Genomic DNA, 6,676 nt, shown 5'->3' with positions numbered 1-6,676 from the left:
GACCCCTACCAGACCACCGACACGCTCAGGCGACTACACCCTCGATCGTGAAGAGCCGCTATCCAGCGTGATGGGATCGGCTTCCTCGATCCAATCGCTTACCGAATCGGATTCGTAGGCGGAGGCAAGGCCATCGGTTGCCTCAGCATCGACGAGAACGATTGACTGACCATCTCCGGACCATCCTGTGCCAGCATGTGGGGCCGTGAAGAAGGTTTGCTCCGTGCCGGCTACGTCAGCAACGAGGTTGAGGAGGAGTGCTTGGGAGTTGAGACCCTGACTTCCATCGGCCTCGATGTACTCCCCAGCCAATTGCGCAAGCTCCTGTAGTTGCGCAGGAGTCGCTCCCTGGAGTGCAGCTGACGTTCCCGCGAGGAAGGCTTGCTGCCGACGGACTCGATCGAAGTCGCCACCGGGCAGGGACATGCGCTCGCGAACAAAACTGAGTGCCTCATCCCCTTCCAACGAGACCGGACCGTCCGCCGTTTCCACCGTGATGGGACCAAGGATGGTCGAAAGTTCGCTGAATGCCTCAAAGTCGACTACGAGGGTGTGGTCGATACTGGAGTCGTAGAGACCGTTAACGGTCTCTTTCAGCAGCTCGGCGCCACCGTAGGCGTAGGCCGCGTTAATCTTCGCCTCACCCTGACCTGGAATCTCCACCCACAGGTCACGCGGGATGGACATGGCAGTGAGGTGTTCCCTCTCCTCATCGATCCGCACGAGCATGATGACGTCGGCTCGCTGGGACCCAGAGTCAGCATCAATACCAATGAGAAGCAGCGTGAGGGGCTGTTCGGCCGTCACCGCTTCGGTCTCCTCGGGTCCCGTGGTTTCCGCCTCGGTCGAGGTGCTTTCCGTGACTGTGGGTGTCTGTGCGCCGGAGGTGGTCTGGTCTCCGGTCACGTCGTTGCCGCCCGAACATGCGACCAAGAGGACGCATGAGAGCAGGGCGGCACGCCTAAACATCAGAAACGAGGACCTTGAATCGTTCGACAACAATCTGCGAGTCAGGAGCGACCGTGTCCTTGACGCTCTCCCAGTCTCCATTGTCGGCCAGCCCGATCATCTCGTCCTGAGAGTGAACTGTGACGTCGGTGGTTTGGAGGAGCGCGGCGGGAGTGCCGTTCTCGCGCAGGAGGATGGAGAACCCACCGGGCTCGATCAACTCGTCGTGCTGTTCCAAAGCGGACGTGAGAACAATGGTCTTGTCCTTGAGCGCCTGATCCACGGCGGCATCATCGAGCGACCACGTGGGTGGCATGAGGGAGGAGTCTCGATCGGGACCCAGCACGACCTCGAAGGGGTTGATGCGGGCCTTGATCGCGGCGCGATCCCAGAACGTCTCAAGTTGCTCGTCGGCCGCGGCTTGCTCATCGCTCACGTTGGGATCTTCACTCATCAGCACGCTCTTCCGGGCTGCTACCGCTCTCGGACTGTAGCCTGGCACGCTCTTCGACGCGTGCCTGCTCGGCAGCCGCCTCCGTCAGCTTCTGCACCTTCTCACTCGATTCGAGCGACTCCTGAATGAACTGGGTCGTGAGGACGCGGGAGACAGCGTTCACCATGAGGAGTGCGCCAGCTCCGGCACCCCACTTGGCCTTCTTGTTCTTCGACTGCAGTGCAGCCACCAGGACGGACCCACCAATGGCTGCCTGGATCGAGGCGGAGGCGTTGAGCAGGCCGGGACGCTCGAGGAACACCTTGCGGTAGGCCTCCCACATTTTCGGGCGAGCCACACCGTGGCCCGAGATCTCGAGTGCGATGGTTTCGCGGATCGCCTTCGACAGGGACGACTTCTCGTAGATCTCGGCATCGGGAAGCTCGGTCACTTCCATGCGGCCCTCGAGCACGTCGAGGAACTCTGGCCCAAGACCCATGGCCTGGATGAAGAAGGCGGGACCGAGGACCTTGGAAGACAGGAGCGCGTCACGCACTTCCTTGGTCGAACCGTCGTCGATCTCGAGGACGCACCTGCGTGCAAGGGCGCCCGCACCGAGGTGTTCATCGGCAAACTCTCGTGCGGACTCGTGCTCAAGCATCCAGTCAAGAATGGGGAGCTGACCGTCCCAGGTCCACGTGTGGGTGCGCTGGTTGTCGAGAGACACCGTGAGCAACGGGGAACCCTCGCCCTGCGTTCGCAGAGTCAGGTGGAAGACGGGCTTCGGGAACAGAAGCTTCTTCACATCGAACGGCTTCGCGGCAAGGATGACGTTGATGTTGCCGTGCGGTACCACCGCCATCGAAACCTTCGTCACGGCAGCAAGTGCGGGGATTTCCGCGAGCGCAAAGTCGGTCAGCATGAGTACCGGAGCATCCGGGTACTCGTGCTCCTCCTCGTTCTCGGCCTCTTCGTGTTCCTCTTCCTCTTCTTCGTCTTCGGGTTCCGCAACAGACGTGAGGCCCTCCTCGCCTTCTTTGAAGAAAGCGACGTCTTCCTCGACGTCGGCCGCGACGGAACCGAGATCGATGTCGCCGTAGCGGACTTCCCCGTCGATGACGATCTGGACCTTGCGGAGCTTGGTGTCCATGAGGTCAACGAGCTCGGAGAGCGGCATGCCGGGAATGACGTAGCCCTCCTCGTCCATGATTGCCACGCGCCTGCGGCGGCCAGTCACGGCGAGTTCGATCTGGTACTGATCGTTCTCGATGTGCTTGCCGCGGGCGAGCACGCCCTCCTCTTTGAAGAAGGACTGGAAGGCTTCCTCGTTGAAGAGTGCCTCGTCGAGTCCGTAAATGTCCCCGCTGACGGGGCGCCACATGGTCATCGTGTTCCCTTCCTGCGGATTCGATCAACTTCGTAGAGTGCGACGCCGGTCGCGACTGCGGCGTTGAGAGACTCCATGTCACCGGAGATGGGGATGGAGCAGATCTGGTCGCAGGTCTCGCGCACGAGCCTGGAGAGTCCCTTGCCTTCGGAGCCTGTGACGAGCACGAGAGGCATGTCGGCCAGTTCGAGGTTGTCGAGCATGACATCGCCCTCACCGGCGAGACCGACAACGAAGTAGCCGTTCTCCTTGAGCTGCTGGAGTGAACGGACCAGGTTCGTTTCGCGTGCGATCGGGACGCGTGCGGCGGCACCTGCCGACACCTTCCACACAGTGCCAGTCACGCCCGCGGAGCGGCGTTCGGTGATGAGAACCGCGTGAGCGTTGAAGGCCGACGCGGACCGAAGGACGGCACCGAGGTTGTGCGGGTCGGTTACAGAATCGAGAGCAAGGATGAGCCCGGGGGTTCCCGTCACGGCAATGTTCTCGATGACATCGTCCAGCGACTCGTAGTCGTAGGGCGGGACCTCGATGGCGATTCCCTGGTGGGCGGCCTTCTCCGTCATGACGTCCAGGTGACCACGGGTCACCTCAATGACGGGTGCCCCCTGGGAGGCGGCGAGGCGAGCCGCCTCCTCCACGCGTTCATCGGTTGTATTACCGGACACCATGAAGACGCGAGTCAGGGGCACGCCGGCGCGTACTGCTTCGAGAACGGGGTTGCGTCCCGAGATCAGTTCGTGGCCCGCCTCCAGCTTGAGATAGGCAGGGAGCTTGCCGCCGGCGCGAGCAATCTTGATGGCCTCGGCACGCTTCTCCTCCGCTTCCTTCGCCTTCTTCTTGGCGTAGGCGGGATGGTATTCGCGATCGGTTGCCTTGGGCGTGGGTCCGCGACCTTCAAGCGCGCGACGGCGCACACCGCCGGACCCGACCTTCGGGCCCTTCTTCTTGGCGGGTCTGTGGTTGCTCATTCAGTTCTCCTTGACGTGCCAGCGGACACCGTCGGCTCCGTCTTCAACAATAATTCCGGCCTCGGACAGGGTGTCACGGAGGCGGTCGGCCAGTTCCCAGTTCTTATCGGCACGCGCCTGCGTGCGCTGGGCGAGGGTTTCCTGCACGAGAACGTTGAGTGCTTCGTCGTGCTTGGAGCCGGTGGCGTGCAGCCACTGCGGGGAACGCGGATCAAGTCCGAGAACATCGAGCATCGCACGAATAACAATCTGGGCTTCCGATACTGCCACATCGTCACGGCCACCGAGGGCAACGTTTGCCTTTGTCACATGATCGTGGATAACAGCCATGGCTGCCGAGACGTTGAGATCGTCGTCCATGGCGGCACGGAACTCCTTCGGCATGTCCTCAGCGGTGATAGCCGCAACCTTCTCGGCGTCCGCTTCACCCACCGTCTCTGCAGCACGCGCCAGGAAGCCCGAGAGGCGCTCCCAGTTGCTGGCGGCTTCGGACAGCGTGGTTGGCGAGTAGGCAACCGTGGACCGGTAGTGAACGGTCGTGAGTGCGAAACGAAGGATTGGTGCGGAGACTGCCTTGAGGATCTCGGACACGACAAGGGAGTTGCCGAGAGACTTGCTCATCTTCTCGCCATCGACCGTGACCCACGCGTTGTGCATCCAGTACTTGGCGAAGTCGCGCCCCGCTGCCCTGGACTGTGCCTGCTCGTTCTCGTGGTGCGGGAACCGGAGGTCAATGCCACCGCCGTGAATATCGAAGCCGTCACCCAGGTAACGACCCGCCATCGCGGAGCACTCGATGTGCCAACCGGGTCGGCCACGACCCCACGGGCTATCCCAGGACGCGGTCGTGGGCTCACCCTCCTTGGGTGCCTTCCACAGCGCGAAGTCGTGCGGGTTGCGCTTGTCCTTCTCAGTATCGTCCTCATCGACCGTCATGTTCTTCAGGCTCTGACGGGTGAGGGAACCATAGTCGGGCAGGGACTCGACATCGAAGTAGACGTTGCCGGGGTCGCCCACGTAGGCGTGGCCAGCATCAATGATCTTGCTGATGAGCTCAATCATGTCCGGCACGTGCCCGGTGGCACGCGGCTCGTACGTGGGGGGCAGAACGCCGAGTGCACGGTACGCGGCTGAGAACTCCTGCTCGAAACGGTAGGCCCATGCCCACCATTCCCATCCGGCTTCCTTGGACTTCGCAAGAATCTTGTCGTCAATGTCGGTGACGTTGCGGACCGTCGTGACCCTGTACCCGGAGCGGGTGAGCCAGCGAGTGAGCACGTCAAAGGAGAGCGCCGAGCGCAGGTGGCCGATGTGGGGCGCTCCCTGGACGGTGGCTCCACACAGGTAGATGCTCACATGCCCGGGGATGAGGGGTTCAAACACCACTTGAGTCTTGGTCGCTGAGTCATGAATTTCCAGAGTCACACCACTAGGTTACCCGCATATGCACCTTTCTTCGCATGACTAAAGGTGAACGACTTTTGACCGTTATTCACTTTCTGTTACCAATGACGCGCTACGGTGGCGGGATGAGTAATGTGTCAACGCGGTCGAACCGCAACCAGATCACCGCCTGGGCGCTGTGGGACTGGGCTTCAGCAGCATTCAACGCTGTCGTCACCACCTTCGTTTTCTCCGTCTACATCTCGAATGCGGACCTGTTTGGTGACAACGCGAACACAAACCTCGGCTACACCATGACGGCCGCGGGCATCCTCGTCGCCATCATCGCTCCCGTGGTTGGTCAGTCCGTAGATCGTTCCGGCAAGCGGCGCAACCTCATCTTCTTCACAACACTCATCACGATCCTCGCGACAGCGGGTCTCGCGTTCGTCCGCCCCGACGAGTCCTACCTCTGGCTCGGCCTCCTGCTCCTCGCAGTCGGCAACATCGCGTTCGAGACCGGTTCCGTTGTCTACAACGCGATGCTCTCGGACATCTCCACCCCCAAGACGATCGGCAAGATCTCGGGCATTGGGTGGGGGCTTGGATACGTGGGTGGCATCGTCCTCATGCTCATCCTTTACGTCGGCATCATCGGACCCAAGGTGGGCTGGTTCGGCATCACCTCCGAGGACAGCTGGGACATCCGCATCTCTATGGTGATCTGCGCCGTGTGGACCCTCGCGTTCTCCCTCCCCCTCATGCTGTTCGCGAAGGACTCGAAGCAGAAGTCCACCGAGAGGGTCGGCATCGTTGACTCCTACCGCGAGCTGTTCAACTCCATCGCACGCCTGTGGCGAAAGGACCGCTCGGTCGTCTGGTTCCTCATCTCTTCCGCCATCTTCCGCGATGGTCTTGCGGGCGTCTTTGCCTTCGGTGGCGTGCTCGCCGCTGCCGCCTTCGGGTTCTCCAGCTCCGAGGTACTCGTATTCGGTATTGTCGCGAACCTCGTGGCCGGCATCGCCACCATCGCCTTCGGTTACCTCGATGATCGACTGGGCTCCCGCCCCCTCATCCTCTTCTCCCTCGGCTCCATGATCGTTCTCGGAACCATCATCTTCATCCTGCACGACGGTGGTCCCATGGTCTTCTGGATCTGCGGCCTGCTGCTCTGCGTGTTCGTTGGACCCACCCAGTCCAGCTCCCGCACCTACCTTGCTCGCATCATTCCTCCCGGCGAGGAGGGTGAGATCTTCGGCCTGTACGCCACCACGGGCAGGGCGGTTTCGTTCCTCTCCCCCTTCATGTACTCCACCTCCATCGCCATCGGCGCATCCGTCATCGGATCCTCGCGTGACGACGCCGCCTACTTCGGCATTCTCGGCATCATCATCGTGCTTCTCGCCGGCTTCATTGCCTTCTTCAAGGTGCGCACCCCGAAGTCCGCCCTGGTCGAATCCGCTTCGCAGTCCGATCCCTACTCGAACTAGGTCTGTTATGTCCATAGAGTTTTTGGACAAGGAGTCCAATGACTTATTGGACACGGAGTCCATG

6 protein-coding genes are annotated in these 6,676 nt (G+C 61.5%); 1 reads left to right on the top strand and 5 read right to left on the bottom strand.

The window, feature by feature from the left end; all coding sequences use genetic code 11:
* Positions 1-33: 33 nt before the first annotated feature.
* Genes QMB98_RS02295 through cysS form a run of 5 tightly spaced genes read right to left on the bottom strand, consistent with a single transcriptional unit; the run spans position 34 to position 5,164 of the window.
* The gene (locus tag QMB98_RS02295) at positions 34-906 is read right to left on the bottom strand and encodes an LCP family protein (RefSeq protein WP_371684027.1); all 873 of its coding nucleotides are present in this window, start codon (positions 904-906) and stop codon (positions 34-36) included.
* Positions 907-961: 55 nt separating this feature from the next.
* Positions 962-1,402, bottom strand: coding sequence for a hypothetical protein (locus tag QMB98_RS02290; RefSeq protein WP_371684026.1), 441 nt, complete (start codon positions 1,400-1,402; stop codon positions 962-964).
* The gene (locus QMB98_RS02285) at positions 1,395-2,768 is read right to left on the bottom strand and encodes a hypothetical protein (protein ID WP_371684025.1); all 1,374 of its coding nucleotides are present in this window, start codon (positions 2,766-2,768) and stop codon (positions 1,395-1,397) included. The genes QMB98_RS02290 and QMB98_RS02285 overlap by 8 nt, the downstream gene beginning before the upstream one ends.
* Entirely contained in the window at positions 2,765-3,739 is a 975-nt protein-coding gene (rlmB, locus tag QMB98_RS02280; RefSeq protein WP_371684024.1) for a 23S rRNA (guanosine(2251)-2'-O)-methyltransferase RlmB, read from the bottom strand. Before rlmB ends, QMB98_RS02285 begins: the two co-directional genes overlap by 4 nt.
* Complete coding sequence (gene cysS / locus QMB98_RS02275) at positions 3,740-5,164, bottom strand: cysteine--tRNA ligase (RefSeq protein ID WP_371684023.1); 1,425 nt, start codon at positions 5,162-5,164, stop codon at positions 3,740-3,742.
* 104 nt (positions 5,165-5,268) lie between these two features.
* Between cysS and QMB98_RS02270 the strand changes: the two genes are divergently transcribed.
* A complete protein-coding gene (locus QMB98_RS02270) occupies positions 5,269-6,612 on the top strand; it encodes an MFS transporter (protein ID WP_371684022.1) in 1,344 nt (447 codons plus the stop codon).
* Positions 6,613-6,676 lie beyond the last annotated feature (64 nt).

Origin of the sequence: Flaviflexus sp. (assembly GCF_041440645.1) — a bacterium.
Taxonomy (GTDB): domain Bacteria; phylum Actinomycetota; class Actinomycetes; order Actinomycetales; family Actinomycetaceae; genus Flaviflexus.
This window is presented reverse-complemented; position numbering and strand designations above follow the sequence as displayed.

What these genes read in the sequence shown, in the direction of transcription:
- QMB98_RS02290 (WP_371684026.1), bottom strand. Translation starts at nt 1,402, where the DNA reads ATGAGTGAAGATCCCAACGTGAGCGATGAGCAAGCCGCGGCCGACGAG.
- QMB98_RS02285 (WP_371684025.1), bottom strand. Translation starts at nt 2,768, where the DNA reads ATGACCATGTGGCGCCCCGTCAGCGGGGACATTTACGGACTCGACGAG.
- rlmB (WP_371684024.1), bottom strand. Translation starts at nt 3,739, where the DNA reads ATGAGCAACCACAGACCCGCCAAGAAGAAGGGCCCGAAGGTCGGGTCC.
- QMB98_RS02270 (WP_371684022.1), top strand. Translation starts at nt 5,269, where the DNA reads ATGAGTAATGTGTCAACGCGGTCGAACCGCAACCAGATCACCGCCTGG.